The sequence below is a fragment of the Duganella sp. GW822-FHT06D06 genome (assembly GCF_058799615.1).
Genome location: NZ_JBXALQ010000005.1, coordinates 190,577 through 215,690, shown reverse-complemented (window position 1 = coordinate 215,690; position 25,114 = coordinate 190,577). Strand labels below are relative to the sequence as shown.

At 63.6% G+C, this 25,114-nt stretch carries 20 protein-coding genes; 13 read left to right on the top strand and 7 right to left on the bottom strand.

Annotated elements, in window-relative coordinates:
• Positions 1 to 61: 61 nt before the first annotated feature.
• Positions 62 to 1,138 (bottom strand): porin, encoded by a 1,077-nt coding sequence (locus AC1RMD_RS11685; RefSeq protein WP_492926780.1) that lies wholly within the window; start codon positions 1,136 to 1,138, stop codon positions 62 to 64.
• Positions 1,139 to 1,816: 678 nt separating this feature from the next.
• Complete coding sequence (locus AC1RMD_RS11680; RefSeq protein ID WP_492926778.1) at positions 1,817 to 2,035, bottom strand: hypothetical protein; 219 nt, start codon at positions 2,033 to 2,035, stop codon at positions 1,817 to 1,819.
• 243 nt (positions 2,036 to 2,278) lie between these two features.
• On the opposite strand from AC1RMD_RS11680, the gene AC1RMD_RS11675 reads away from it, so the two are divergent.
• The 5 genes from AC1RMD_RS11675 to rpoH all read left to right on the top strand — a co-directional run bounded on the left by AC1RMD_RS11675 (position 2,279) and on the right by rpoH (position 7,138).
• Complete coding sequence (locus tag AC1RMD_RS11675; protein WP_492926776.1) at positions 2,279 to 3,223, top strand: MerR family transcriptional regulator; 945 nt, start codon at positions 2,279 to 2,281, stop codon at positions 3,221 to 3,223.
• Positions 3,224 to 3,342: 119 nt separating this feature from the next.
• A complete protein-coding gene (ftsY, locus tag AC1RMD_RS11670; RefSeq protein WP_492926962.1) occupies positions 3,343 to 4,377 on the top strand; it encodes a signal recognition particle-docking protein FtsY in 1,035 nt (344 codons plus the stop codon).
• 18 nt (positions 4,378 to 4,395) lie between these two features.
• Complete coding sequence (locus AC1RMD_RS11665; protein WP_492926774.1) at positions 4,396 to 5,052, top strand: cell division ATP-binding protein FtsE; 657 nt, start codon at positions 4,396 to 4,398, stop codon at positions 5,050 to 5,052.
• Entirely contained in the window at positions 5,049 to 5,969 is a 921-nt protein-coding gene (ftsX, locus tag AC1RMD_RS11660) for a permease-like cell division protein FtsX (RefSeq protein WP_492926772.1), read from the top strand. Before AC1RMD_RS11665 ends, ftsX begins: the two co-directional genes overlap by 4 nt.
• A gap of 269 nt (positions 5,970 to 6,238) precedes the next feature.
• Positions 6,239 to 7,138 carry an RNA polymerase sigma factor RpoH gene (gene rpoH, locus AC1RMD_RS11655; protein WP_492926770.1) on the top strand — a complete coding sequence of 300 codons (900 nt, stop codon included), beginning with the start codon at positions 6,239 to 6,241 and terminating at the stop codon, positions 7,136 to 7,138.
• Positions 7,139 to 7,226: 88 nt separating this feature from the next.
• Here rpoH and AC1RMD_RS11650 read toward each other — a convergent pair whose 3' ends face one another.
• Positions 7,227 to 7,490 (bottom strand): hypothetical protein, encoded by a 264-nt coding sequence (locus AC1RMD_RS11650; RefSeq protein ID WP_492926768.1) that lies wholly within the window; start codon positions 7,488 to 7,490, stop codon positions 7,227 to 7,229.
• 136 nt (positions 7,491 to 7,626) lie between these two features.
• On the opposite strand from AC1RMD_RS11650, the gene AC1RMD_RS11645 reads away from it, so the two are divergent.
• Together AC1RMD_RS11645 and ggt are read left to right on the top strand one after the other, a co-directional pair.
• Complete coding sequence (locus AC1RMD_RS11645) at positions 7,627 to 8,118, top strand: hypothetical protein (RefSeq protein WP_492926766.1); 492 nt, start codon at positions 7,627 to 7,629, stop codon at positions 8,116 to 8,118.
• Positions 8,119 to 8,136: 18 nt separating this feature from the next.
• The gene (gene ggt, locus AC1RMD_RS11640; protein ID WP_492926764.1) at positions 8,137 to 9,897 is read left to right on the top strand and encodes a gamma-glutamyltransferase; all 1,761 of its coding nucleotides are present in this window, start codon (positions 8,137 to 8,139) and stop codon (positions 9,895 to 9,897) included.
• A gap of 4 nt (positions 9,898 to 9,901) precedes the next feature.
• On the opposite strand, the gene AC1RMD_RS11635 is transcribed toward ggt, so the two are convergent.
• Positions 9,902 to 11,032 carry a cytochrome P450 gene (locus AC1RMD_RS11635; RefSeq protein WP_492926762.1) on the bottom strand — a complete coding sequence of 377 codons (1,131 nt, stop codon included), beginning with the start codon at positions 11,030 to 11,032 and terminating at the stop codon, positions 9,902 to 9,904.
• Positions 11,033 to 11,154: 122 nt separating this feature from the next.
• On the opposite strand from AC1RMD_RS11635, the gene lepB reads away from it, so the two are divergent.
• The gene (gene lepB / locus AC1RMD_RS11630; protein WP_492926760.1) at positions 11,155 to 11,835 is read left to right on the top strand and encodes a signal peptidase I; all 681 of its coding nucleotides are present in this window, start codon (positions 11,155 to 11,157) and stop codon (positions 11,833 to 11,835) included.
• A gap of 101 nt (positions 11,836 to 11,936) precedes the next feature.
• Here lepB and AC1RMD_RS11625 read toward each other — a convergent pair whose 3' ends face one another.
• The gene (locus AC1RMD_RS11625; protein WP_492926758.1) at positions 11,937 to 14,705 is read right to left on the bottom strand and encodes a TonB-dependent receptor; all 2,769 of its coding nucleotides are present in this window, start codon (positions 14,703 to 14,705) and stop codon (positions 11,937 to 11,939) included.
• Positions 14,706 to 15,131: 426 nt separating this feature from the next.
• Between AC1RMD_RS11625 and AC1RMD_RS11620 the strand changes: the two genes are divergently transcribed.
• The 5 genes from AC1RMD_RS11620 (at position 15,132) to AC1RMD_RS11600 (ending at position 22,520) form a co-directional block, all read left to right on the top strand.
• Complete coding sequence (locus tag AC1RMD_RS11620) at positions 15,132 to 17,129, top strand: glycoside hydrolase family 97 protein (protein WP_492926756.1); 1,998 nt, start codon at positions 15,132 to 15,134, stop codon at positions 17,127 to 17,129.
• 77 nt (positions 17,130 to 17,206) lie between these two features.
• Complete coding sequence (locus AC1RMD_RS11615) at positions 17,207 to 17,947, top strand: ABC transporter ATP-binding protein (RefSeq protein WP_492926754.1); 741 nt, start codon at positions 17,207 to 17,209, stop codon at positions 17,945 to 17,947.
• A complete protein-coding gene (locus tag AC1RMD_RS11610) occupies positions 17,944 to 20,331 on the top strand; it encodes a CPBP family intramembrane glutamic endopeptidase (protein WP_492926752.1) in 2,388 nt (795 codons plus the stop codon). Before AC1RMD_RS11615 ends, AC1RMD_RS11610 begins: the two co-directional genes overlap by 4 nt.
• 100 nt (positions 20,332 to 20,431) lie before the next feature.
• Positions 20,432 to 21,502: a DJ-1/PfpI family protein gene (locus AC1RMD_RS11605; RefSeq protein WP_492926750.1), complete on the top strand. Its 1,071-nt coding sequence runs from the start codon at positions 20,432 to 20,434 to the stop codon at positions 21,500 to 21,502.
• Between the two features lie 22 nt (positions 21,503 to 21,524).
• On the top strand, positions 21,525 to 22,520 hold the full coding sequence (locus AC1RMD_RS11600; RefSeq protein WP_492926748.1) for a GlxA family transcriptional regulator: 996 nt from the start codon (positions 21,525 to 21,527) through the stop codon (positions 22,518 to 22,520).
• Here the strand turns inward: AC1RMD_RS11600 and AC1RMD_RS11595 are convergent.
• Positions 22,517 to 23,326, bottom strand: coding sequence for an NAD-dependent epimerase/dehydratase family protein (locus AC1RMD_RS11595; protein ID WP_492926746.1), 810 nt, complete (start codon positions 23,324 to 23,326; stop codon positions 22,517 to 22,519). The two genes, AC1RMD_RS11600 and AC1RMD_RS11595, sit on opposite strands and share 4 nt — an antisense overlap.
• A 17-nt stretch (positions 23,327 to 23,343) precedes the next feature.
• A complete protein-coding gene (gene garD / locus AC1RMD_RS11590) occupies positions 23,344 to 24,906 on the bottom strand; it encodes a galactarate dehydratase (RefSeq protein WP_492926744.1) in 1,563 nt (520 codons plus the stop codon).
• Positions 24,907 to 25,114: the final 208 nt, after the last annotated feature.

Here is a 25,114-nt window from a genome sequence, read left to right as displayed (position 1 = left end):
TTCAGAAATGAACAACGGCTGCACCAGGCAGCCGTTGTGGATTCTAACTGATCAGATCAGATTAGAACGAGTGACGCATGCCGATGTTGAAGGCTTTGTCGCCCGTGCCGGCTTCCGAGTTGTTACCAACGGTGTAGCTAGCGCCGTTCTTGTTCTTGATCTTAGCGTAAGCAACATAGGTGCTGGTGCGCTTCGACAGAGCGTACGAGTAGCCAACTGCCCACTGGTCTGCATCGTGGTTAGCCAGTTCCTTGTCGTTCTTGCGGGTGTACGACGCCATCAGGGTGCCGTTAGGACCGATAGGAGCGGTAGCGCCGATCAGAGCAACGCTGCTGTCTTTCGAAGCGACAGGAGCGGTAACGTAGCCGAATGGGTTGTTGCCGTTAGCCAGAGCCGAGCTGTTGGTGCCCTTGTCTTTGCTGTAAGCAGCGAAAGCCTTCACCACGACGAAGTCGTAGTTGGCGGCGATCAGGGTGTTGCGGCCGATGTCGGTGCTCAGCTTAGGAGCAGCGGTGTCGTTGTTGCGTGCATTGTAAGCAACGCGAACGTTCAGAGGACCGTTCGAGTAGCCAGCCCATGCGCCGATTTGGCGTTGTGCCGATGCGTCGCCAGCTTGCTCGCCCACCGAGTAGGACACTTCGCCCTGGAAGCCTTCGATCGATGGCGACAGGTACACGATAGCGTTGCTGTTGCGGGTGTTGTTGCCAGCCACGCCGAACAGGTTCTTGGCGGTACCAGCGTAGCCCATTGCGAACGGGTCAGCCACGTCACGCACGGTTTCGTAGTAAGGGGTGTACTGACGGCCCAGGGTCAGCTGGCCGGCGGTGGTCGACTTCAGACCAACGTACGACTGACGGTTAGCGATCGAACCAGCAACATCGGACTCGCCGGTGTCAGCTTTAACGCCCGATTCCAGCACGAAGACAGCGCTCAGACCACCGCCCAGATCTTCCGTACCTTTGAAACCCAGACGGGAGGCCGAGCCTACGCCGCTGCTGACTTTGGTGGTGTTGGCAGCGCCGCCGCGCTCGCTGACGATACCGGCATCGACGATACCGTAGATCGTTACGTTCGATTGTGCGAAGGCTGCCGAGCTCATTGCGCCCAGGACGGAGATGGCGATAAGGGATTTTTTCATTACGTGTTTCCTTCAGTTGTGTTGCTGTAAAAAGGTAAAGCTAGTATTACGGCGTGTTCGGTGCTTATCGGCGCCTGTTGCGGCGCCGTCTATGCGTGAGGGCAAACTCCCCAGCTGCCACTATGCGGTCCCGGCTTGCGGGTCGCGTTCACTTAAGTTGCGGCCGATTGTATCGACGCCGGCTTTATCGCAGCGCAAAATGCGCCAGAGGCGGCACTATACTGATGCTTTGCTTGTCGATCAAGTGTAAAAGCGTTCATGTTGCCTGCCTTTACCCCTGCCCGTTTTCAAAACAGCAGCATTTTACCGCATCGCAATATTTCCTGCCGAGTAAGCCTAACTAGCCCGGTAATTCCGTTCGATGCATCCATTGCAGCATCCCGTTGTACAGGCTGCCCGAGTGACAAATGCAAGCGCTAGGCATGCGTGACTACATCGTTGTCGGACCAAGTAAAAATAGCCACTTTGCTATTTCTGACGCCATTTTATACTGAAGCACCCCGCCGTTCGTCCCAACTCAATGGTAATAAGCTTACAACTCAGGACTTTGTTTGGCAGTTTATGCCGGCAAAATAGCCTGGCGGCCAACTTTGTTCATAGTGTTAGCCCTTTATTTGTGTAGGAAATTTTGTCGCCCGCGCAAGGTGTTGCACTGCATCAGCAATTTGTAAGAAATTGCTACGTGTTGCGCTTTAGAGACACTTTGAGCGACAAGTCTTGCAAAATACGATGGAATGCTGTGGGAATCGCGCAGCATCTGCATGAATCCCATGCATGCAGCGCCGCCTTGACCTGGCGCACAAAATACCCGCCGCTGCCACCGCCCGGCGCCAAAATGACGCTCACCGCAACAGTTATCGGGATATTTTTCACATCGTTGCAAAATATCTTGTCCATGACAAATCAGGGGGAAAGCCGTTAAACAGTTCATTAGTTCCGTATGTCAACTGTGTGTCGTGGACAAGCACTTTTCCATAGAGAAAACCAAGCAAATCCCGCTAGCGCGCGCCATACTTTCGGGCGCGAATCGAATGTAAAATGCAGGTCGCGCGATCCCGGCCTGGCCTGTGCGCGCACTGTGCACCCGGACCCCGTGCCAACCCTCGCGACTGTCAAATAAATGGCGGGCGCTTATGCCTGATGACTATTAAAGTTTCCTCACAAACAGTTCCCAGCACGATCAGCGACGTCGAGCGCGACACCGGCGTCGCCAAGGAAACCCTGCGCGTGTGGGAACGGCGCTACGACTTCCCGCAGCCGCTGCGCGATCCGAACGGCGAACGGGTCTACCCGATCGAGCAAGTCCACAAGCTGCGCCTGGTCAAGCGCCTGATCGACCTGGGCTACCGCCCGGGCAAGGTGATCCAGTACACCACCCCCGAACTGCAGGCGCTGAGCGGCCAGGCCAGCGGCGGCCAGCATGGCGCCACGGCCACGCCGCCGGCGCTGCAAGGCTATCTGGACCTGTGTCTGAGCCACCAGATGGAGGCGCTGCGCCGCAAGCTGTCGCAGGCGCTGCTGATGATGGGCCTGAAAAGCTTTGTGATCGAGCTGGTGGCGCCGCTGACCGCGCTGATCGGCGAAGCCTGGGCCAGCGGCGCCCTCGCCACCTTCGAGGAACACTTGTATACCGAGTCCCTGACGGTGGTCATGCGCAGCGCGATCTTCGCCATGCCGCAGGCCAACGCCAGCAACCTGGGCGCGCCGCGCATCATGCTGACCACGCTGCCGCAGGAGCGCCACGGCCTCGGCCTGCTGATGGCCGAAGCGATGTGCGTGGCCGAAGGCGCGCACTGCATCTCGCTGGGCGTGCAGACGCCGCTGCTCGACATCGTCGAGGCGGCGCGCGTGCAGCGGGTCGACATCATCGCCCTGTCGTTCTCGGTCGCGATGAACGCGCGCCAGGCGCTCGATGCGCTGGCCGAGCTGCACACCCGCCTGGGCGGCGGCGTCGAACTGTGGGCCGGCGGCGGCAATGCCGCCTTCAAGCGGCGCCGCCCGCCTTACGTGCGGGTCTACGCGCTGTCCGACATCAGCACCGCCATCGCCGAATGGCGCCAGCGCAACGTCCCCACCGCCGGCTGAAACGTTGTCATTCCGGTAGCGCCGGCGGGCGGGCGCGCCGCGCTCTGGTAAAATAGCCGCATTTCCCCGTGTCCGGCGCTGCCGGCCATCAGCTTGAAGCGCCCCCCAACCACATGTCCATGTTTAGTTTCTTCAAGAAAAAACCCGTCGTCCCGGAAGTGCCTGAGGTGAAAACCCCGGCACCGGCCCCCACCCCCAGCGCAGCAACCCCGCCAGCAAGCTTGCCCGAGCTGCTGCCGATCGAGGAGCCGGCGCCGAAACTGTCGTGGATCTCGCGCCTGAAGGCCGGCCTGTCCAAGACCTCGAACAACCTGTCCATCCTGTTCGTCGGCGCCAAGATCGACGACGCGCTGTACGAAGAGCTGGAGGCGGCGCTGCTGATGTCCGACGCCGGCGTCGACGCCACCCACTACCTGCTCGACGCGCTCAAGCAAAAGGTCAAGGACGACAAGCTGCTCGACGCCGCCGCCGTCAAGGCCGCGCTCAAGCAGTTGCTGATCGAGCTGCTGACGCCGCTGCAGCGTCCGTTCGAGCTGGGCCGCCACCAGCCGACCGTGATGATGATTTCCGGCGTCAACGGCGCCGGCAAGACCACCACCATCGGCAAGCTGGCCAAGCACATGCAGACCCACGGCCAGTCGGTGCTGCTGGCCGCCGGCGACACCTTCCGCGCCGCCGCCCGCGAACAGCTGATGGTCTGGGGCCAGCGCAACAACATCACCGTGATCTCGCAAGCGTCGGGCGACCCGGCCGCCGTCTCCTTCGACGCCGTGCAGTCCGGCAAGGCCAAGGGCCTGGACGTGGTGATGATCGACACCGCCGGCCGCCTGCCGACCCAGTTGCACCTGATGGAAGAGCTGAAGAAAGTCCAGCGCGTCATCGCCAAGGGCATGGAGGGCGCGCCGCACGAAACCTTGCTGGTGATCGACGGCAACACCGGCCAGAACGCGCTGGCCCAGGTCAAGGCCTTCGACGACGCCCTCAAGCTGACCGGCCTGGTGATCACCAAGCTGGACGGCACCGCCAAGGGCGGCGTGCTGGCCGCCATCGCCCGCGTGCGCCCGGTGCCGGTGTACTTCATCGGCATCGGCGAAAAGATCGAAGACCTGCAGCCGTTCGTCGCCGCCGAATTTGTCGAAGCCCTGCTGGGCTAACCCCACCGATAAGCCGCCATGATCGAATTTCGCAACGTCTCGAAACAATACACCCCCGACGCCACGGCGCTGCGCGACGTCTCGTTCACGGTGGCCAAGGGCGAGCTGGTGTTCCTGGCCGGCCCGTCGGGCGCCGGCAAGTCCACCCTGCTGAAGATGATCGCCGCCGTCGAGCGCCCCAGCGCCGGCCAGGTGATCGTCAACGGCCAGGACATCGCCCGCATCAAGCCGAGCGCCGTGCCCTTCCTGCGCCGCAACCTGGGCCTGATCTTCCAGCAGCAACGGCTGCTGACCGACCGCTCCATCCTGGCCAACGTCATGCTGCCGCTGCTGGTCACCGGTGCCTCGCGCGCCCAGGCCGAGCAGCGCGCGCGCGCCGCGCTCGACAAGGTCGGCCTGCTGGAACGGGCCCACGCCCAGCCGCTGGCCCTGTCCGGCGGCGAGCAGCAGCGGGTGTCGATCGCGCGCGCCATCGTCAACCGGCCGCAAGTGATCCTGGCCGACGAACCGACCGCCAACCTGGACCGCGCCAGCGCCAACCAGGTGCTGGACGCGCTCAAGGCCTTCCATTCGGTCGGCGTCACCTGCGTCATTTCCAGCCACGACGAGCAGATGCTGGACGCGGCCGCGCGCGTCATCCATCTCAAGCAAGGTCAACTGGAGGTGCCGGCATGACGCTGTGGTTCCGACAACACCGCTACGCGCTGGCCGCGGCGCTGGTCCATCTGCGCCGCTCGCCCGGCGGCTTTTTGTTCAACATCTTGGTGGTGGCGATCGCGCTGGCGCTGCCGTTCACCGGCGTCACCCTGCTCGACAACGTGCGCCCCATGTCCGAGCAGTTGTCGGTCGATCCCGAGATCAGCGTCTTCCTCAAGCAGGACACCCCGCGCGAGCAGGCCGAGGCGCTGGCCGTGTCGCTGCGCCAGACCGTCAGGGACAAGCAGGCCAAGATCATCTTCACCCCGCGCGAAAAGGCGCTCGACCAGCTGAAGGAAAAGAGCGGCCTGGCCGACGTGCTGACCACCCTGGGCGACAACCCGCTGCCGGACAGCTATGTGCTGAAGCTGGACGCCTTCCGCAACGCCCAGGCCGGCGGCGACGTCGACCAGCTGGCCGGGCAGATCCGCGCCCTGCCCGGCGTCGACACCGTGCAGGTCGATTCGGCCTGGGTCAAGCGGCTGGCGGCGCTGCTCAACGTGCTGCGGCTGGCGCTGCTGCTGCTGGCGGCCACGCTGGGCACGGTGGTGATCGCGGTCATCTTCAACACCATCCGCCTGCAAGTGATGACCCAGCGCGAGGAAATCCTGGTCTCCAAGCTGATCGGCGCCACCGACAGCTTCATCCACCGCCCCTTCTATTACACCGGTGCGCTGCTGGGCCTGTGCGCCGGCGGCGTGGCGCTGGGCGCGGTGTCGCTGGCGCTGCAGCCGCTGAACCTCGCGATTGCCGAATTCGCAAGATTGTACGCGTCCGAATTCCAGCTGGCACCGCTGCCGCCGCTGGCCATGGCCGGCCTGCTGGCGCTGTCGGCCGGCCTCGGCCTGGTCGGTGCGCTGCTGTCGGTGCAACGCCACCTGTCCCGCCTGAACTGATCCCCCAGCCTTCCGTGCGTCCGCGCACGGAAGCGCCCTCGCTGCCCGCTTAGCATTAAGTCCCGCCTAAGCTGCGGCGCGCATGCTAGATCAAATCCCACCATGATGCCGAAAAACCTCATAGCCTTTTGCTATCGAAGCAATTAATATCTGGTGATTGGCACTCAACGAAGGAGAGTGCTAATATATGTGGACTGAAGAGCAAAATAATTCTCTACAGCATTAAGCAATATTAAGAACAAGCACTATCATCGAGCGAAGGAATGAATATGACTATGATGTCCGCACCGACTGCATTGGTACCCGCGACCAATAGCGCCCTGGGACTCGGGTTCACTGGCAACCTGGGCAACCTGGACGCCTACATTTCGGCCGTCAATCGCCTGCCGATGCTGACGCACGACGATGAAATTTCGCTGGCCAGGCGGCTCAAGGAAAAGAACGACCTCGGCGCCGCCCAGGAGCTGGTGCTGTCGCACCTGCGCCTGGTGGTGTCGATCGCCCGCGGCTACCTGGGCTACGGCCTGCCGCACGCCGACCTGATCCAGGAAGGCAATATCGGCCTGATGAAGGCGGTCAAGCGCTTCGACCCGGACCAGGGCGTGCGCCTGGTGTCGTACGCGATGCACTGGATCAAGGCCGAGATGCACGAGTACATCCTGAAAAACTGGCGCCTGGTCAAGGTGGCGACCACCAAGGCGCAGCGCAAGCTGTTCTTCAACCTGCGCAGCCACAAGACCGGCCTGGACGCGATGACGCCGACCCAGATCGACAGCCTGGCCAAGCTGCTGGACGTCAAGCGCGAAGAAGTGATCGAGATGGAAACCCGCCTGAGCGGCCGCGACATCGCGCTGGAATCGCCGAACGACGACGAGGACGACAAGTTCGCGCCGATCGCCTACCTGTCGTCGGAAGCGAGCGAGCCGACCCGCGTGCTGGAAGCCGAACAGGTGACCCGTCTGCAATCGGAAGGGCTGGAAGAAGCGCTGGGCAAGCTGGACGCCCGTTCGCGCCGCATCGTCGAAAGCCGCTGGCTGGCCAACGACGACGGCTCCGGCGCCACGCTGCACACGCTGGCGGAAGAATTCGGCGTCTCGGCCGAGCGCATCCGCCAGATCGAAGTGGCCGCGCTGAAGAAAATGAAGGGCTCGCTGGCCGCCTACGTGTAAGCGTCCCGGGCCCGGCCATAAAAAAAGCCCCGTGTGGCGGTGCGACGGTCTTCAGCGTCGCCTGCGCACACGGGGCTTTTCTTTCGATTTACGCTGCCAGGCCTTGCGCCAGCAGCTCGCCGACCAGCTGGTTCAGGTCGACATCGCGTTCTTTCGCCCTGGCATGCAGCTGCTGCACCAGGTCGCCGTTCAGCTTGATCGCGAACGGCACCAGCCCCAATGCCTGATCGCGCTTGCGCTGCTCGCGCTTGTCGACCACCTCGGCCACCTTGCCGAAGCTGGCGCCGCCAGGGGCGGACATCTGGCCCATTAATTTTTTAGCGTCGCTTTTCGCCATGCCGGTCTTTTTCATTTTGTTCAGTCAATGTGATTCAGGGCCCCTATTCTACGGCACATAGTTTGACCCAGCGCTGTAAAGCTGCGGTTCGTGCGACCCCGGCGTGATCTTTTTGCTAAGCTTGTCGTCTACTTCGAAGGAAGAGATACCAATGAAATCCACATTATCAAGGCAGTTGATTATCCTGCCGCTGCTGGTCGCCATGCTGGCGCTGCTGCATGCCTGCGGTTCGGCGTCCGCCATCAACCGCGCCGCCGCCGCGCCGCAGGCGTTCTCTCAGACCTATGTGCTGACCCAGGGCGCCAGCGTGACCATCACGCCGGCCGCCACGCCCGGCGTCAACGGCGCCAGCGCCGGCGCGCCCAGCCTCAAGCTGGAACGCGTCAACGACAGCCGCTGCCGGGTCGGCGCCGTCTGCGTCTGGGCCGGCTACATCAGCTACAGCTTCGCGCTGACCGCCGCCGACGGCAGCACCAGCAACTTCGTGCTGTCCGACAGCATGCCGAACGCCAGCGCCAGCGTCACGCAGGGCGGCCTGACCTTCACGCTGACCGGCGTCGAGCCGCAGGCGGTCCCTGCCAAGAATGAAGCGGCGCCGGATTATCGGGTAAGCTTGAGGGTGAGCAACGCACCTTCATCCTAACCCGGACCCAGCGCACCCATGACCCAGCCCCGCCGCCCCGCCCGCACCGTTCTCGTTTCCTCCATCATCCTGACGTTGATCCTGCCGCCGGCGGCCTGGGCCAAGACCCCGGTCGCCAGCGGCAGCGGCGGCGCCGTCGCCACCATCAGCGAGCCGGCGTCCAAGGCGGCGCTGGCCATCCTCAACAAAGGCGGCAACGCCATCGACGCCGCCGTCGCCGCGGCCGCCACCCTGGGCGTGACCGATCCGTTCAGCTGCGGCATCGGCGGCGGCGGCTTCATGGTCATCTACCTGGCCAGGGACAAGCGCGTGATCACCATCGACCACCGCGAAACCGCGCCGGCCAACTTCACGCCCACCGTGTTCCAGCAGGACGGCAAGATCATGGACTTCGACACTGTGCTCGCCAGCGGCATGGCGGTCGGCGTACCCGGCGCCGTGCGCGGCTGGCACGAAGCGCTGGACCGCTACGGCTCGATGTCGTTCAAGCAGGTGCTGGCGCCGGCCATCGCCGTCGCCAGCGACGGCTTCACCGTCAACGCCAACTTCACCCACCTGGTCGAAGACAGCGACGCCAAGTTCCGCATGTTCCCCGACACCGCCGCGCTCTACCTGAAGAACGGCAAGGCGATCCAGCCCGGCAGCCTGCTGCGCAACCCGGGCCTGGCCAAGGCCTACCGCGAACTGGCGGCCGGCGGCGTCAAGGTTTTCTATGAAGGCAAGATCGGCCGCGCCGTGGTCGATGCCGTGAACCAACCCAAGGTCGCCAGCGGCGTGCAAGTGCGCGCCGGCCAGATGACCATGGCCGACCTGGCCAACTACGAAGCGCGCCTGCGCCAGCCGGTGCACAGCACCTATCGCGGCTACGACTTGTACGGCATGCCCTTGCCGAGCAGCGGCGGCATCGCCATCGCCGAAGCGCTGAACATCCTGGAAGGCTACGACCTCAAGGCCATGCCCAAGGAGAAGGCCGAACACTTGTACCTGGAAGCGAGCCGCCTGGCCTTCGCCGACCGCAACGCCTACCTGGCCGATCCCGAATTCGTCGAAGCGCCGGTGGCCGGCCTGCTGAGCAAGGACTACGCCGCCCGCCGCCGCGAGCTGATCAACCCGAACCAGGCCAGCGTGCAGGCGCCGGCCGGCGATCCGTATCCGTTCCAGAACGACGTCAGCGTGCCGCTGCGCCCCAACGCCAACAAGCTGCTGGCCGAAAGCGCGCACACCACCCACCTGACCGTGTCGGACAAGGACGGCAACATCGTCTCCTACACCTACACCATCGAATCGTGGGGCGGCAGCGGCATCGTGGTGCCCGGCTACGGCTTCCTGCTGAACAACGAGATGACCGACTTCAACTTCTCCGGCCCGGCGCCCAACGTGCCGGAAGCGGGCAAGCGTCCACGCAGCAGCATGTCGCCGACGCTGGCCTTCAAGAACGGCAAGCCGGCGTTTTCGATCGGCAGTCCGGGCGGCGCCACCATCATCACCACCGTGCTGCAGACCATCTTCAACTACGTCGACCTGGGCATGAGCATGCCGGACGCGTTGAACGCGCCGCGCCTGTCCGAGCGCAACGGCATGGCGACCGACGTCGAGCCGGGCTTCGCCGGCAGCGCGCAAGCCAAGGCGCTGGAGAAGACCGGCCAGCACTGGAACACGCCGGAAGAAATCGGCGCCGCCAACGCGCTGGTGTTCAACCCGGACGGCACCATCACCGCCGTCAGCGAAGGCCGCCGCCACGGCGCCGGCAGCGCGCTGGTGCAGAAGGCGGCGCACTAAACCTTTATTTGAAGACCGGCATCCGGGCGTTGAGCGAACGGCGATAAGTCCAGCTCAGCGTCCGCAACAAGGTCGATTCAGCTTGCGCATCCAGCGCTGACATCAACACCTCCATCGCGCCGGTGGCCAGCGCGCAGGCCAGCGCTTGCCCCGGGCACGCATGCACACCATGGCCGAAGCCGAACTCGCGGCCCTCCCCTCGCCGATCGCGGCCGGCGGCGGCCAGCACCAGCAATACCGTTTGCCCCGCCAGCAAAGGCACGCCGCCGATCTCGCAATCGCGCGCCACGAAACGGCGCGTGTTCTGGATGGCCGGATCGAGCCGGCTGACCACCCGCACCAAGGCGGCGGCATCCACCACGCCGCTGCGCTCCTCATCCGGCTGGCGCGCCAGCGCCAGCACGCTGTTGCCGACCAACCCAGCCGTGGCTTCGTAAGTCTGCGACAGCAAGCCGACCAGGTTGGCCAGCAAGCCATGCGACTCGCTCCACCCCACCGCCTGCGCCTCCGCAATCACCTGCGCCAGCAGGCTGTCCGCCGCCGCCGACGACGCCGCATCGCGCAGCAATTCCTCGAAGCTGCCCAGCAGCGCCAGCGCCGCCGCATGCGCGCGCCCGATCTGCGAAGCGTCGCTGTGCGGCGACAGGCAGGCCACGAACTCGCCCATCCACGCCGCCACCGCCGGCAACTGCTGGTCCGAGAATCCCAGCAGACTGGCCAGCGCCGACACCGGCACCTCGAACATCCACGATGCCAGTCCATCGTCGCGCCACAAGCGCCGGCCGATCAGCGCCGCCCGCTGCTGCGCGGCCTGCACGCTCACGCCGGCCAGCGCCCGCTGCAATGCCAGCTTGGGCACGGCATGCCGCTCACCATCGTTCATGCGCACCAACGCACCGAACACCTGCCCCGCCGCGCCGCCCGCGATGGCGGCCGGCACCGGCTCGGCCAGCGGCCGCACGCGACAATCGGGATGCCGCATCACCGCCGTCACGTCGGCGGCGCTGGCGGCGATCCACAGCCCAAGGTCCGCGTCGAAACGCAAGCCTTGCAGTGCCGCCAATTCGTCGTAGTATGGATAAGGATCTGCATGCGTCACCGCAGCCAGCGCGTGTTGGGGATAGTTGGTATTCATGAGGCCAGCATGCCACCATTTTCACCGCGATAGTTAGGCCTGCGCCGAAGTAAGCCAGCCGCTAAGGCGTGTTTAAGAATCGGCCAACAAACTAGGCCACCGACACCACTCTGGGGACCACGATGAAAAACTGGGCACGCGCCAACAAAGGCTTCTTACTCTTCCTGATGCTGTTCGGGATCTTCCGCACCGCCGTCGCCGACTGGAATCCGATTCCCTCCGCCTCGATGCACCCCAACCTGCTGGAAGGCGACGTGGTGTTTGTCAACCGCCTGGCCTACAACGTCAAGGTCCCGCTGACCGACGTCGTCATCGGCACCACCGGCGAACCGCAGCGCGGCGACATCGTCACCTTCTCCTCGCCCAAGGACGGCACCCGCCTGATCAAGCGCGTGATCGCGCTGCCGGGCGACCGCGTCGAGATGCGCAACGAGCAGCTGATCATCAACGGCCAACAGGCCGGCTACTCGGCGCTCGGCCACGCCACCGAATCGGTCAAAGGCCTGGGCGACATGGCAGCGCTGCACGTCGGCGAAGCCATCGCCGACGCCCGCGCCCACTCCATCCAGCTGATGCCGCAAGTGCAGGCCCGCCGCGATTTCGCGCCCGTCAGCGTGCCCGCCGGCCAGTACATGATGTTGGGCGATAACCGCGACAACAGCGAAGACTCGCGCTACATCGGCCTGGTGCCGCGCGCCCTGCTGATCGGCCGCGCCGAACGCGTGCTGGCCTCGGCCGACATCACCGGCAACTGGCATCCCCGCACCGAACGCTTCGGCATGAGCCTCTACCCGACGCCGTAAAAAAAATCGTGGAGCGGCTTGCGCCGTCCACGATATAAAAGTTGCATCGGCAACGCCCGAGCAACTACTGGACACTCGGTCTAGCCCGCAAATGCCGGGCCTTAGAACGCCACCCTGACGCCAACGCTGAACCGTCGTCCAACATCCTCGAAGGTCAGGAACTGGCTCTCGTTATTGGCATATTCATGCATTTTGGAATTGCTCAAGTTAATGGCGTCCACATAGACCGCCACCGAGCGCGACACGTTGTAGCGCAGGCTGGCATCGGTCTGTCCATAGGCGGCGCGGGTGCGCGGCAGCGTGCTGCCGCCGCCACAATCGACGGAGAAACGGTTGCGCCAGTTGTAGCTCATCCGCGCCTGGAAATCGCCATTTTCAAAAAACACCGAGCCGTTATAGGATTGCGGCGACAACCCGGGATAGCCGCAAGCGGCCGCGCCGCTGTCGCTGTCGCGGGTCGCGTTCGCATCGACATAGGTATAGTTCGCGGCCACACCAAACCCTTGCAGCAACGGAATAGCGGCATCGAAGGCGTATTGACCTGCGACCTCCACACCCTTGATTTTTCCTTCCTGCCCATTCCGCACGCGGGTGTCGTGAACGACCTCATTGAACTGAGGAATCTTCATGTCCACCAATTTTTTCTCAAGAAAGTTGGAGACCTTCTTCATAAAAATGGCGCCACCGATGAAATTGGTCTTCGACAGATACCATTCATACGACAGGTCCAGGTTTTTTGACTGCATGGGCTTCAAGTATGGATTGCCGCCGCCGGTTTGCACATCGCCGAAGCGCCCACCGTAGGTGTTATCGACACCCATCTGACTCAAGGTCGGCCGCGTCTCCGTTTTGGAGGCCGCCAAACGCAACAGCATTGTGCTGCTCAGGTCGAATTTCAAATTGGCCGACGGCAGGAAGCTGTTGTAGCTATTGCTGACCGTGGTCGTGGTGCTCGGCCCCCAGTTGGAAATGAACGTCGTATCGTTGGGGCTTTTCACCGCCGACAGCAAGACCCGGCTGATGCCGGTGGAAGTGGAGTTGACGTGCACCATGCGCAGACCCGCGTTCATGGACCAGCCGGCGCCTTCCCATTTGCTGTCCATGAAGACGCTGGAGACTTTTTCCTTGACGCCCCACATCGACGGCGTCGTATAGTCGATCGCCATGGGGCCGTTCGGATACTTGGCCAGATTGGAATACGTGGCCGGATCATTGGATTGCCCCAACAACGCGGGCTGATTCAAATAATTCATGTAGGCGTACGGATCGTAACTGAGATAGGCGGCAGGCGTTTGTCCGGCGGCGCCAAAAAAGTTATCCATCGGCGTCACCGTGAACAGGGAGGCCGGCAACGCAAGGTGATACCCGCTGAAGGAATTCCAGGCGTCATTCTTCCACTCGGTACGTTCAACCCCGCGCTGCGAATACGCCACGCCGGCATCAATCCCTTTGAAATAGCCGGCCTCGTGATCCCAGGACAAGCTCAAGCGCCCTTCATGCAGGGCATCGAGGTTGTTGACGTCGCCATTGGATACCGCATGGGCACGCACCGATGCGGGATCGGTGATGCCGTCGCCCAAAGTCAGCACGGGAGTGCTGCCAAAGGTCAGCAGGTCGCCATGTTTGGGCACGATGCCGGCCACCATGAACATATCGGGCGACTTGGAGGTCGAGCGTGAACTCGACACATCGCCTTCCGCTTTCCACTCTTGCGACAGCTTCCATTTCGAGTTCAATCCAAAAGCCTGGGTGATCGACAGGCGATCGCCGCCCTTGACGATCATGTCGTTGGCATTAACGTCGGATAAAGGATTGCCATTCCCCACCAGCGCGGGATTGTTCGCGTAAAAGATCGACCCGGGACGAATGAAACTGGTCACCTGGTTGCCGCCGTCATATTTAACAGCGAGTTGGGCCGGATTATTCCAGTCGCTGAAGGCAAACACATTATTTTTCTGATCGAGACGGGAATACAGGGCGTCGGCGGTGATTTTCCAGGTCGGCGATGGGTTGTATTGAAGCGTGACATTGGCGACCAGGCGCTTGCGGCTTTCATCTTCCTGCTGATAACCGAAACTCGAAGGCATGTAGAGCTTCTTATTCGACACGTTGGCCATCGTCAACCCTTTGGAATTGAGATCGCCGTCGATCATCGTCACATCCCGGAAGGTCCAGCCGTCGTTGATGGCTTTTTTCTGCTTGGAAGCACGATCGGTGTACGACAGCGACCCGACCACGCCGAACGTCCGCGTCTCATTGGCGAACGACCACATTCCGCTCAGGTTGGGCGTGTTCTTCTTCGAATTCGTATCGTAGGAATCGGAAGCATTGACCACGGCGGAGTAGCCCGCCTTCCCCGAGAGCGGCCGCGCCGTTTGAATGTCCACCGTCGATCCTATCCCGCCCTCCGGCAAGAAGGCTTGGGAAGTCTTGTAGACCAGGACTTTCGAAATCAAGTCGGACGACAGCAGATCGAAGGAAAATTCGCGGCCACCGGTGTCGCTGGTGATCGTCCGGCCGTTGACCAGGACGTTGTTAAACTCAGGCCCCAAGCCGCGCACGGAGATGTAGCGCCCTTCCCCGCCATTGCGCTGGATCTGTATGCCGGTAACCCGCTGCAACGATTCCGCGATGTTTGTGTCTGGAAATTTCCCGGCATCTTCCGCCGAGACCGCGTCAACCACACCGTCTTGCATACGCTTGGTCGACAACGACGAGGCGAGCGAGGCGCGAATACCGGACACCACCACTCGCTCCGGGGTCTCAACCGGCGTCGGCTGCGCCGTGGTCTGCGCGGAGGCGCCAACCGACATCAACATTTCAGCGATGAGCCCGGCCAATATGGTTTTACGCAAAGTATTTTTATGCATGTTACTTATCTCCCTGTGCATCTTTTTTATGAATTTTGGAAATTTCCAAGCGCCTGCATGGATAGACCTGTTGCCGGCAGACGCCATGAGCGGCGCGAACATCCGCGTTCAGGCCGGGATTTGAATACTAGATCTGAAATACCTCGATTGCAATCGTTTGCATTGAATGTATTTAAATATCTATCTGGCATTGATTTGATTTGTTGTTAATCAAACTTAGCAATAACAAAAAACGTATAGATGTATGAAATTTTTCGTGTTTTTGCCCGCGCCAGCTATACACGATTAACAACGCATTAACTCATCGATCCGTATATTTGAATTGCAATCGTTTGCAATATAACTGTTTTGCATTTAGTATTCACCTCGCAATATCAGGCCCGAATGCGTGTTTCGAACAAACAACTAATAACTAAGGAGTCGTCTATGTCACCCCATCCTCTCGCCGTCAGCGTGCTTGCGCTGTCCGCGGCATTTTCAACATCGGCCGCGGCGCAAACCGTCAAGGTCGCGTCGCCCGACGGCCGCAACGTCGTCACGCTCGACAGCGACAAACTCACGTACTCCGTCAGCCGCGACGGCAAGCCGATCATCACCGCCTCGCCGCTCGGCCTGGTGCTCGATTCGATCCAGCTCGGCGCCGGCGCCAGGTTGGCCGGGCAGGCCGCAAGCAGCGTCAACGACACCTATCACATCGTGGTGGGCAAGGCCGCCAGCGCGCCGGATCACTACAACCAGTCCGACCTCGCGTTCACCGCCGGTGACCAGGCATTCAAGTTCAACATCGTGGTGCGCGCCTACGACAACGGCGTGGCGTTCCGCTATGCGGTGCCGGAGCAGACCGGTGTGAGCGGCTTCAAGGTGAGGACCGAAACGACCGAATTCAGATTCGCCAAGGATTTCGACTGCTGGGGCTCCAATATCGGCCGCTTCGATTCCAGCTTCGAGGCCGAGTACGACCAGGTCAAGGCATCGAAGATCCGCAACTCCCACAACTTCATGGCGCCGCTGGTGTGCAAGACCGGCCAGGGCCAGACCACCTTCGCCATCGCAGAGTCCGACGTCAATGGCTACCCGGGCTTCTACCTGTCCGGCCGCGGCGATGGCGGCGTGGGTGTGGGGATCACCCTGCCGCCGCGCTTCGACAGCGACCCGTACACGCGCTTCAAGAGCATCGTTTCCGCCGATGTCAAACTATCCGGCAAGGGTTTCAAGACGCCTTGGCGCGTCGTCATGCTGGGCGACACGCCGGGTGCGCTGACCGCCTCCTCGCTGATCCCGACGCTGGCGACGCCGTCGCAGATCGCCGACACCAGCTGGATCAAACCGGCCAAGACCTCCTGGGACTGGTGGAACGACTGGGCGATCGACGTGCCGAATGCCGGCATCAACACGGCCACCTACAAGGCCTTCGTCGATTTTTCGAAGGAAATGAAGCTGGACGATATCCTGATCGATGAGGGCTGGTCGATCGGCAGCGATATCGAACCGCGGCCGGGCTCGGACGTGACGCGCGCCAAACCGGTCATCGACATGCCGGAACTGCTCAGCTATGCCAAGTCGCAGGGCGTGGGCGTGTGGCTGTGGCTGCAGTGGCAGCAACTGGACAAGCAGATGGATGCCGCCCTGGCGCAGTACCAGGCCTGGGGCATCAAGGGCATCAAGGTCGACTTCATGAACCGCAACGACCAGGAGATGGTCGAGTGGTATCACAAGCTGCTGGCGAAAGCCGCAGAGCACCACATCATGGTCGATCTGCACGGCGCCATGCCGCCGAACGGCATGAACCGCACCTGGCCCAACCTCATGACCCAGGAAGGCGTGCTGGGCGCGGAAAGCAGCAAGTGGAGCGCGCGCGTCACCGCCACCCACAACGTCACCCTGCCCTTCACCCGCATGATACTGGGGCCGATGGATTACACGCCGGGCGGTTTCCAGCACGTCTCCGCAGCCCAGTTCAAGCCGCGCAACCACTCGCCGATGGTGCAACACACCCGCGGCCAGGCGATCGCCATGTACGTGGTCTATGACAGCCCGTTCCAGATGGTCTCGGACGGCCCCGCCGCCTACAAGACCGCCGATGGCAAGGGCTGGGCCGACGGCGCCGAATTTATCCAGACGGTGCCAACCTCGTGGGATGAAACGCGCGTGCTGGCCGGCGACATCGGCCAATTCATCGTCACGGCCCGCCGCAAGGGCGACAGCTGGTATATCGGCGCCATGACCAATGAACAGGCGCGCAGCGTCAAGGTGTCGCTCGACTTCCTCGGCAAAGGAAACTACAGCGCCCACGTCATGCAGGACGGCGCCGACGCCAGCCACCTGAACGTCGCCGAGCGCAAGGTGCTGGCCAAGCAAAGCCTGCCCTTGAAGTTGGCGCCGTCCGGCGGCGCGGTGGTGGTGCTGCGCCGCACCAGCCCTTAACGCAGGGTCACGCCTCCCCGCCGGTTCCCGGCAATGCTATGATCAGTAGAAAATCTCATAACATTGTCGGGAACTTTATGATCGAATTCCAGGGACTGTCCAAAGTCTACGGCGGCTTCAATGCCGTCAAACCCCTGAACCTGGCCGTGCGGCGAGGCGAGGTGTTCGGCTTCCTCGGCCCCAACGGCGCCGGCAAGACCACCACCATCCGCATGATGATGGGCATCCTGGTGCCCAGCGCCGGCCACGTGCTGATCGACGGCCTCGATTGCCACGCCGAGCCGGCCGAAGTCAAACGGCGCGTCGGCTACCTGCCCGACAGCCCCATCTTCTACGACTACCTGCGAGGCCGCGAGATCCTGCAATTCGTCGGCGAGATGCACGGCTACTCGCGCGCCGAAGCGAGCGAGCGCGGCGCGCGCCTGCTGGCCGAATTCGGCCTGGAAGAAGCGGCCGAAGACTACGCCGTCAACTACTCGCTGGGCATGAAAAAGCGCCTCGGCCTGGCCTGCGCGCTGATCCACGATCCGGCGGTGCTGATCCTCGACGAACCGATCAACGGCCTCGATCCGCGCGCCTCGCGCGACGTGCAGGAGCGCCTGCTGGCGGCGGCCGCGCGCGGCGTCACCATCTTCGTCTCCACCCATTTGCTGGACATGGCGGAAAAGCTGTGCGATCGCGTCGGCATCATCCACCACGGCCAGCTGGTGGCCACCGGCACGCTCGACGAGATCCGCGCCGAAGCCTCGGCCAGCGGCTCGCTGGAAGACGTGTTCCTGAAGATCACCGACGAAGCCGCCGAGGAGCACACCGAATGACGCGGCAGGCGGCACAGCCGCTGTCGCAGGCGCGCGCCATCTGGCTGATGACCAAAATGCGCCTGACCCGCCAGCGCAACATGGTGGCCAACAACCTGTTTCGAAAATTCCGCAAAAAGAAAGCGCGCGACGGCATCTCCGGCAAGAAGAGCAGCCTGTGGGTGCTGACGCTGGTGATGGTGTTGTTTATGGCCTTCTCCTTCGTCAGCCTGTCGCGCAACGTGGTGCTCAACATGGGCTGCCACCTGGTCGCCGACAGCGCCTGCCACGTGGTCGACAAACACGGCGCGCGCCACGATAACCTGGAACTGACCGCGGCCGAGCTGCATCAGGCACCGTTCCAACCCGAGCTGGCGCACGGCCTGACGATGGTGGTCACGCTGCTGTTCGGCCTCGCCGTGCTGCTCCCTCTCGGCAGCAAGGAACTGGCGCAACCCGACTGGGACATGGAGTGGCTGGTCACCATGCCGGTCGAACGCTCCACGCTGTTATGGGGACGTCTGCTGGAACGCAGCGCGGCCAACTTCAGCGGCATGTTCGCGCTGCTGCCGCCGCTCGGCATCATCGCGTGGTACTCGGGCCTGGGCTGGTTCGCGCCATTGGCGGCGTTGGCGGCGCTGCTGGTGCTGCTGCCGCTGGCCGCGCTGCTGCATACGCTGGCCGACACCGGCTTGCGCATGTGGCTCCCGGCATCGCAGCTGCGCAACCTGCAAGCCGTCACCGGCTTGTTCAGCATGCCCCTGATCTATTTCGTCATGGCGCTCGGCATGCCCGGCGCCAGCGGCTTCGTGATGGACTGGGCGCGCGCCTTCCCCGCATGGACCGGCTGGACGCCGCCGGGACTGGTGCTGCAAGCGATGCAGGCGGCCGGCCTGGCGCAGGCAGCGCAGGCCATCGCCCTGCTGCTGGCGCAAACCGCCGTGCTGATATGGGCAGGCGTGGCGCTGATGCGCTACCAGCTGCGCAACGGCGTCGTCAACGCCGGCTCGCGGGAAAGCGTGCGGCGCAAGCAGCCGGCCGGCGCCGGCGCACCGGCACGCGGCGGCCTGCGCGCCTGGCTATCCACCGCCCTGTCGCCGATCAAACGTCGCGAGCTGCGACTGCTGAGCCGCGACCGCAATTTTCTCGTGCAAACGCTGCTGCTGCCGGTGGTGATCGTGGTCAGCCAGATGGTCTTCAACGGCAAATTGAACAGCTTCGAGGAACTGGGCCAGCACCACACCACCGCCGCCGCCATCGCCTTCGGCATCGGCGTCTACGTGCTGATGCTGTCGGCCTTCCAGACGCTGAACAACGAAGGCCAGGTCCTGTGGCTGCTGTACACCGTGCCGCGTTCGATCGAAAGCGTGTTGAAGGAAAAGGCCCAGCTGTGGGGCACGCTGACGATGCTCTACCCGCTGGTGGTCATCGGCATCAGCGCCTGGTACACCACGCACTTCGAATGGTCGATGCTGGTGCTGCTGCTGACGGTCTTCGCCGGCATTCCGATCTACTCGCTGATCGCCGTCTCGCTGGGCGTGTTCGCCTGCGATCCGCAGGCGGTCGACGCGCGCGCCCGCGTGCGACCGACCTACATCTACCTCTACATGCTGCTGGCCAGCTTCTACACCTGGTCGATCTACAGCAGCGTGTGGTCGCAGAAGCTGGTGGTGATGGTGCTGATCGCATCGATGGCGCTGGCGCTGTGGCAGAAGGCGCGCGACGCCCTGCCCTACCTGCTGGACCCGGCCGCAGCGCCGCCGCCGCGCGTCTCCACCTCCGACGGCCTGATCGCCGCCACCGCGTTTTTCATCATGCAGGGCCTGGCCACGCTGTTGATCATGCAGGACACGACAACGCCCACGCTGAAAGCCGTGACCATGGCTTTCGCCGCATCCGGCCTGCTGGTCTATGTGCTGATGCGCTTCGTCTACTGGCGCAGCAAGACCACCGGCGTGCCGGCCATCCTGCGCGGCGGCGACATGGCGCTGACGCTGGGTTGCGGCGCGGCGGCAGCCGCCGTGGCCTGCGCCGTCGGCCTGGCCTACATGGCCGGCCTGCAGCACTCGTCGCTGTGGCCAGAGATCGCCAGGCAGGTGTCCGCATCGACCGGCCCGCGCGGCTGGCTGCTGTTGCTGGCCGTGCTGGCGGCGCCGCTGTTCGAGGAGTTCATCTTCCGTGGCCTGATCTACGGCGGCTTGCGCCGCTCGATGCCCGCGGCGCCGGCCATGCTGATGAGCGCTGCAGTCTTCGCCGTCGTCCACCCGCCGGTGTCGATGCTGCCGGTCTTCGTGCTTGGCCTGTGCGCCGCCTGGACCTATGAGCGCAGCAAGACCCTGCTCGGCCCGATGCTGGTGCACGCCGTGTACAACGCCGTCATCCTGTCCTGGCAGTTCTGGATGTAACTATCAAAAACCGCCGTGGCAGGAATTGACTGTTTTATGTCATCCTGCCACGGCCCGCGCCCCGGATAATCCCTGCAGAACCACACACAGGACCCTCCCAATGCGCAAACTGATCTACCTCTTCCTGCTGATCGGCCAACTGGCCACCGCAGGCGAAATTCCCGCCTACCAGGACCGCTTCGGCCGCGCCCAACCGTTGGTCGCCGTGGTCGGCGAAAACAGCGGCACCGAATTGACCGATTTCGTCATCCCCTACGGCGTGCTGGCCCGCTCCGGCGCGGTGCAGCTATTGAGCGTCGCCACGCAAGCCGGCCCGCTGTCCATGCGTCCGGCGCTGAAGCTCCAGCCCGACGCCACCACCGCCGAATTCGACCAGCGCTACCCGCAAGGCGCCGACTACGTCATCGTGCCGGCCGTCGTCAAACCGGACGACGCAGCGTTGGTCGCCTGGGTTGCGGCGCAAGGCGCGAAAGGCGCCACCGTCGTCAGCATCTGCGACGGTGCGCTGGTGGTCGCCAACACCGGCCTGTTCAAGGGAAAGCGCGCCACCGCGCACTGGGCCACCGAATCCTATCGCAAGGAGCACTACCCCGACACGCAATGGATCAGCAATATCCGCTACGTCGCCGACGGCAAGATGATCTCCAGCGCCGGCGTCAGCGCCGCCATGCCGACCGCGCTGGCACTGGTGGAAGCCATCGCCGGCGGCGCGCGCGCCAACGAGGTGGCGCAACAGCTGGGCGTCGCCGACTGGAGCACCACCCACGACAGCGACATCTTCCGTCCGCGCCTGGGCACCAACCTCACCGCCTACATCACCGGCTACACCAATCAATGGTTCCATTCCCGCGACAGCATCGGCGTACCGGTGGCCGCCGGCGTGGACGAAATCTCGCTGGCCTTCACCGCCGACGCCTGGTCGCGCTCCAAGCGCAGCAAGGTCTACACCGTCGCCGCCAGCGCCGAGCCGCTGCAATCGCTCTCCGGCCTGACCATCGTGCCGGACCGCGTGCAAGGCGCCGCCGACGCGCCGGGCCTGCTGCCGGCCAGCGCCGGCATCACCCTGCCCGGCAAGGCCCTGGACCGCGCGCTGGAAGGACTGGAACAACGCTACGGCCGCCGCACCGCCCTGCTGGTCGCACTGGAATTCGAGTATCCTTCCTACCATTGAGGCCAACCAAACCAGTTCCGCCATGCCGTCAAAGAAAACCCTGCGCGTCGTACTGCTCGCCTACGACGACATGAACCTGCTGGACCTGTGCGGGCCGTTGCAGGCGCTCGCCACGGCCAGCAAGCGCCACACAGGCAAGGGTCCGGCGCTGTACGAAACCATCGTCGCCTCGGCCGACGGCGGCATGATTACCACCAGCGCCGGCCTGCCGGTCATGACGGTCTCCATCGCCAGCCTGGACGGCCTGGCCATCGACACGCTGATCGCACCGGGCGGTTGCAAGGGACAGGAATACTACGCACCGCCGGCGCTGGTGAACTGGATCGTGCGCCAGGCGCCGCTGGTGCGCCGCCTGTGTTCCGTCTGCACCGGCGCCTTCCTGCTGGCGGCCGCCGGGCAGCTGGACGGCAAGCGCGCCACCACGCACTGGGAGTGGGTCGACCGGCTTCAAAGCCAGCACCCCGGCATCAACATCGACGCCGACAAAATCTTCATACAGGACGGTTCGGTGTGGAGTTCGGCCGGCGTCAGCGCCGGCATCGACCTGACGCTGGCGCTGATCGAAGAGGACTACGGCCATCATGTCGCCATCGAAACGGCGCGCCAGTTGGTGATGTTCATCAAGCGCACCGGCGGCCAGTCGCAATTCAGCGTGCCGCTGGCGGCGCAGGCGCACGAAGGCGGACGCTTCGACGACCTGCACGCCTGGGTCGCCGCCCACCTGCACGAAAACCTGACCGTGGACCGGTTGGCGGAACAAGCCGGCATGACGCCGCGCACCTTCGCCCGCACCTACGCCAGCCAATCGGGACGCACGCCGGCCAGGATGGTGGAAGCGATGCGGCTGGAGGCCGCATGCCGCGCATTGGAGAAGACCATGCTGCCGCTGAAAGCCATCGCGGCCAACACCGGCTATGTGGAAGAGCAGAACCTGCGGCGCGTGTTCCAGCGCCAGCTGGGCGTGAGCCCAAGCCAGTACCGCAGCCGGTTCTCCGGCCACGGCGCGACAGTGAACTAGTCCTGGTACTGCGGCCCGGACATCAGAAAGCCGCCGCCCTGGTAGATGGTGGCCACGTCATCCTTCGGCGGATAGGCGCCGGTGTCCGGGAAGTTCGCCGCAAACCGCGTCGAGCTGTCCTTGGGATTGAAGCCCAGATGCGCCGCCTTGCTGTTATCCCACCAGCTCCCCGGATTGGCCGACGCGCCAAACAATATCGTATGGCCCACACGTGGCGTGAACAGCGACACCCGCAGCGACTCCACCAGGTCATCGTAGCTGAACCACGTCACCAGCATGCGCGGATTGACCGGCTCAGGGAACGATGAACCGATGCGCAGGCATACCGTCTCGATGCCGGCGCGGTCATAGTAATAGCGCGACAGCGACTCGCCGAAGCATTTGCTCACGCCGTACAGGCTGTCCGGCCGCATCGGGCTGTCGGCGTCGATGTAGTCGGTGGTCTTGTAGTAGCCGATGGTGTGGTTGGAGCTGGCGAACACCACCCGCTTGACGCCGTGCTTGTGCACCGCCTCGTACAGGTTGTAGGTACCGGCGATATTGGCCGCCATGATGTTCTCGAAGGTGTTCTCGGTCGAGATGCCGCCGAAGTGCAGCACCGCGTCCACGCCTTCCAGCAAATTGAACACGGCGGCCTTGTCGGCCAGGTCGCACCGGACGATCTCCTCGCCCTCGCGCGCCTCGCCCATGTCGCCGATATCGGACAGGCGCACCACATCGGCCCAGGGCTTGATGCGGTCGCGCAGGATTTTACCCAGGCCGCCGGCGGCGCCGGTCAGCAGCAATCGTTTGAATGGTTTGGTCATGATTCAGTCTCTTGTTATCAGGTCACCGGGGCCGGGTTGAACAGCACCAGTGCGTTATGCAGTTTCCATTTCTCCGCCCACGTGCGGCGTCCGCTGGCGACATCCAGCAGCAGCTGGAACATCTCCCAGCCGACGTCCGCGATGGTGGCCTCGCCGCTGGCGATGCTGCCGGCGTTGATGTCCATCAGGTCATGCCAGCGCGCCGCCAGTTCGTTGCGGGTGGCGACTTTGATGACCGGCACTTCGGCCAGCCCATACGGCGTGCCACGGCCGGTGGTGAAGATATGCACGTTCATGCCGGCCGCCACTTGCAGCGTGCCGCAAATGAAATCGCTGGCCGGCGTGGCCGCGTAGATCAGGCCTTTTTGCGTCAGCTTCTCGCCGGGCGACAGCACGCCGGAAATCGGGCTGCTGCCGGATTTGACGATCGAGCCCATCGCCTTCTCGACGATGTTCGACAAGCCGCCCTTCTTGTTGCCGGGCGTGGTGTTGGCGCTGCGGTCCACGCCGCCGCGCTTGAGGTAATTGTCGTACCACTCCATCTCGCGGATCATCGCCTGCGCCACTTCCGGCGTTGCCGCGCGTGAGGTCAACTGGTCGATGCCATCGCGTACCTCGGTCACTTCGGAGAACATCACCGTGGCGCCGGCGCGCACCAGCAGGTCGGTGGCAAAGCCCACGGCCGGGTTGGCGGTCACGCCGGAGAAGGCGTCGCTGCCGCCGCACTGCACGCCGACCACCAGCTCGGAGGCGGGCACGGTCTCGCGGCGGCGCCGGTCCAGCGCGGCCAGGTTGATCTCGGCCTGCTTCATGATCGAATCTATCATCGACATGAAACCCACATGGGCCGCATCCTGCAGGCAGACCAGCGCCGGATCGGCGCCGCCGCCGTTCTGGATCGGTATCGACCCCTTGGGGAACAGGCGCGCCGGTTGCAGCTTCTCGCAACCGAGGCTGACCACCATTGCCTGCCCGCCGAAATTCGGATTCAGGCTGATATTGCGCAGCGTGCGGATCGGCACCATCGCGCCAGGCGCATCGATCGCCACGCCGCAGCCGTAGGTGTGCTCCAGCCCCACCACGTCGTCGACGTTGGGATACTTGGGCAGCAGTTCTTCCTTGATGCGCTTGACCGCGAACTCCACCACGCCCGCCACGCACTGCACGGTGGTGGTAATCGCCAGGATATTGCGCGTGCCGACGCTGCCGTCGGGATTGCGGAAGCCTTCAAACGTATAGCCCTCCAGCGGCTCGGCCGGCGGCGGCAGGTTGGTGGAGATCGGCAGGTTGACCAGTTCGCGCGCGGCCGGCATCTCCACCTGCGGCTCGGCGACCCAGCTGCCGGCGGCGATGTCGTGCGCGGCGTAGCCGATGGTGACGTTGTAGCGCCGCACCGGATCGCCCTTGGCGATATCGATTAGCGCGACCTTGTGGCCCTGCGGGACGGCTTCCAGCAACGCCAGGCCGCTGGCGAAGACCGCGCCGGCGGGCAGGCCGCCATCGTTGACGACAATGGCGACGTTATCGTTGTCGTGCATGAGGATGTAGCGCGGCGTACCTGTGATCGTCGGTGTCGGCATGTGTATTCCTTGTCTTCCTGTTCCGGGTCCTGCGTCCCGGCGAACGTTGTTTTTCGCGTTGTTTGGTGCGTTGCAGAAGTGGTCAGGCCACTTCCCCGGAGCCCGGACCGGCGCTGTTTGTGGCCTTGGCACCACAGGCGAATATGGCTTGTTTGCTGGGCTACAGCCCTGTAAACTCCCCCTTCCCGCAGCTGCATGACGATTTTAG